Below are 3545 nucleotides of genomic sequence, written 5' to 3'. Positions count from 1 at the left end.
GAGGGACACTGTGCTGGTTTACGATGAAAAATTCGACAGGATGAGGAAGTACATACAAGTTCCAAAGTCCGAGAAAAACAAGATCCCGTGAATAAATAGCGGCCGCATCTGCAAGCGTCCCCAAAACTTCACCCAGGCGTGACCGCGGTCCCGCGAGTTTTTTTCCCAGTCCGGGCGGAATTCCTTGCCGTCATGAAGCCCGGACCACAAATTGACGCACTGCCYGCGGTGAAAGCGCGTATCAACCGTGCAAGGCCTGGGCAAACAGCCGTCGTCCTACAGCTCAATGCCCGTCAAGGTAGGTTGGGCTTGCCCCATACAGCCAGGGCATATCCAGCAGCTTCTCACCCAACAGACGCATTGCGGTATCCCTGCCCCACCGCGACACCCCACTGGCGTGAAATATCTGCCCATTACGCAAAGCCCGCGCCTGCACGCGCGCATTGCGCTGCCAGCGGTTGAGCGCGTAGCGCTGCAGCATGGTGGGTACGTCAAACGCCGGGTCCAGCGCCTGGGCCAAAACATGGCCTAGCTCGGCGGCGTCTTCGATCGCCATGCCGGCGCCTTGCGCGAGGTAAGGCCGCATCGGATGGGCGGCGTCGCCCAATAAGGCCACACGGCCTACAGCGTGCTGGTGGGCACCCCGCATCGGCGCGCGGTCGTGCAGCACCCACAAGCGCCAGCCCCCGATGGCATCCAGTACCTCGCGCAGCGCGGCACAGCAGCCGGCCGTCGCCGCACCCAGATCGGAGGTGTTGGCACTGTGGTCCCAGAGGTCGGCTTCGGCAGCGGCTTCACCCTGCACGATGGCCACCACATTGAGCCATTCACCGCCGCGCACCGGGTACTGCACCACGTGCATGCGCGGCCCCAGCCAGACCGTGATCTGCCGGCTCCTGAGCAATTCAGGTAKATCGGATTGCCGCACCAGGGCACGGTAAGCCAGGTGGCCGGTGCGGCGTGGCAGACCGTCACCCAGCAGTTCCTGGCGCACTGTGCTCCAGATGCCGTCAGCACCTATGAGGGCGTCGCCTTCAATGCCAGGGCCGTCGTCGGCCTGCACCGTGACGGCTTGCGCGGTCTGGCTGAAGGACTGCAGAGGCCGGCTCAGATGCAGCTTCACGTCGGCGTGCTGCTGCACGGCCTGCAGCAGCAGGCCGTGAAGGTCGGCGCGATGAATGGAGAGGTAAGGCGCGCCATAACGCTGGGCCATAGCGGCGCCAAGCGGCAACTCGCCCAGCAGCTGGCCCGATATGGCACTTCGCACCTGCAGGCGCTCGGGAATGGCAGCCACGGCCTGGAGCGCGTCGGCCAGCCCCCAGCCATGCAGCACTTTGACGACATTGGGACCGAGCTGGATGCCGGCGCCGACTTCGCTGAAGGCGCTGGCGCGTTCAAACAGGCGGACGTACCAGCCGGCGCGCGATACCGCGAGCGCCGCCGCCAATCCGCCGATGCCGCCGCCGGCTATCAGGGCTTGTCTGAACATCAAGCGAGCAACTGTCGCAGCACGAACGGCAAAATTCCGCCGTTGCGGTAGTAGTCGACCTCAATGGGTGTGTCCACGCGCAGTATCACGGTGACTTCCTCGCGAGAACCGTCGGCGCGCGTGATGACCAGTTTGGCTTCGCTTTGCGGCTTGAGCTCAGGGTGCGGAATCACGTCAATGACTTCATTTCCGGTGAGCTTCAAGGTCTGCCACGAATCACCCGGCTTGAACTGCAGGGGCAGCACGCCCATGCCCACCAGGTTGCTGCGGTGAATGCGTTCAAAGCTGCGCGCCACCACGGCCTTGATGCCGAGCAGCTGCGTGCCTTTGGCGGCCCAGTCGCGCGACGAACCTGTGCCGTATTCTTCTCCAGCAAAGATCACGGTGGGAGTGCCTTGGTCCATGTACTTCATGGCAGCGTCGTAGATGAACATCTTTTCGTTGCCGGGCTGGAACAACGTGACACCGCCTTCTTCGCGCGAGCCTTCCGCATCGGGCGGAATCATCAAATTTTTGATGCGCACATTGGCAAACGTGCCGCGCATCATCACGTCGTGGTTGCCGCGGCGCGCACCGTAGCTGTTGAAGTCGGCCTTCTGCACGCCGTTGGCCTGCAGCCAGAGGCCTGCCGGCGAGCTGGCCTTGATGGAGCCGGCCGGCGAGATGTGGTCGGTGGTGATGGAATCGGCAAACAGCGCCATGATGCGCGCACCCTTGACGGACACGCTGCCCGCCTCGCCCGCTTTCATGGTGAAGTCCTTGAAGAAAGGCGGCTCGGCGATGTAGGTGCTGGCCGGCCAGGTGTAAGACGTGCCTTTGACGCCCTTGATGTTTTCCCAGAGCTTGCCGGGCTCGGTCTTGACCTTGGCGTAATTGGCGCGAAAGGCCTTTCCGTTCATCGCGTACTTCATGAGCTTGTAGATCTCGTCGCTGGTCGGCCAGATGTCGCCCAGGTACACGTCCTTGCCGCCCTTGCCTTTGCCGACGGGTTCGGTCATCAGGTCGCGCATCACCGTGCCGGCAATGGCGTAGGCCACCACCAGCGGCGGGCTGGCCAGAAAGTTGGCCTTGAGGTTGGGATGGATGCGCGCCTCGAAGTTGCGGTTGCCCGAAAGCACGGCCGCGCAGACCAGGTCGCTCTTGCTGATGGCTTCATTGAGTTCGGGCGTCAGGTCGCCGGCATTGCCGATGCAGGTGGTGCAACCGTAGCCGGCCAGTGCGAAGCCGAGCTTCTCCAGGTAAGGCAGCAGGCCGGTCTCGGTGAGGTACTCGGTCACGATGCGCGAGCCAGGGGCCAGCGAGGTCTTGATGTGCGGCTGCACCTTCAGGCCGGCTTCCACCGCCTTCTTGGCCAGCAGGCCGGCGGCCAGCAGCACGCTGGGGTTGGAGGTGTTGGTGCAACTGGTGATGGCGGCGATCAGCACGTCGCCGTTGCCCACCGTGATGCCGGGGGCGGAATGCACCACCTCGGTCTGCGCCTTGGCGGGCGCGTCCGTGGTGTTGCTGGCGCGTGCGTGCGCCAGTGTGGGGCGGTTGCCTTCCATCTCCATCACGGGGCGTGCGGCACCGGCCGGTGTGGGCGGTGCGGACGGCAGCGTGTCCAGCCGGCCTTCATCGGTGCGGCGCACCAGGTGGCGGGTGTTGAGCATGCCGGCGGGCTGGTTAAAACCGTTCTCGGCAATCGACTTGCTGAACAGCGACTTGAACTGGCTGGCGACGTTGCCGAGCTCGATTCGGTCTTGCGGGCGCTTGGGGCCGGCCAGGCTGGGCGTGACATCGCCCAGGTCCAGCTTGACCACGTGCGAGTAATCGATCTCGCCGGCCCTGGCCACGCCGAAGAGGCCCTGCGCCTTGAAGTAGGCCTCGAAGGCTTCGATCTCTTCCCTGGTGCGGCCCGTGCCCTTGAAGTAGTCGATCGTTTTTTCGTCGACCGGGAAGAATCCCATGGTGGCGCCGTATTCGGGCGCCATGTTGCCGATAGTGGCGCGGTCCGGCAAGGCCAGCGTGCGCGTGCCCTCGCCGAAAAATTCGACAAACTTGCCGACGACCTTTTCCT

General features: G+C 64.0%; 2 protein-coding genes. Both read right to left on the bottom strand.

Annotation, left to right across the window (positions count from 1 at the left end; all coding sequences use genetic code 11):
- Positions 1-283: 283 nt before the first annotated feature.
- Positions 284-1489 carry an FAD-dependent monooxygenase gene (locus AC1D1X_RS18560; RefSeq protein ID WP_477698849.1) on the bottom strand — a complete coding sequence of 402 codons (1206 nt, stop codon included), beginning with the start codon at positions 1487-1489 and terminating at the stop codon, positions 284-286.
- The coding region (acnA, locus tag AC1D1X_RS18555) for an aconitate hydratase AcnA (RefSeq protein ID WP_477698848.1) at positions 1489-3545 on the bottom strand (2057 nt) is incomplete at its 5' end. The genes acnA and AC1D1X_RS18560, both read right to left, overlap by 1 nt.

The organism is Polaromonas sp. P1_G4 (genome assembly GCF_056405475.1).
This window is presented reverse-complemented; position numbering and strand designations above follow the sequence as displayed.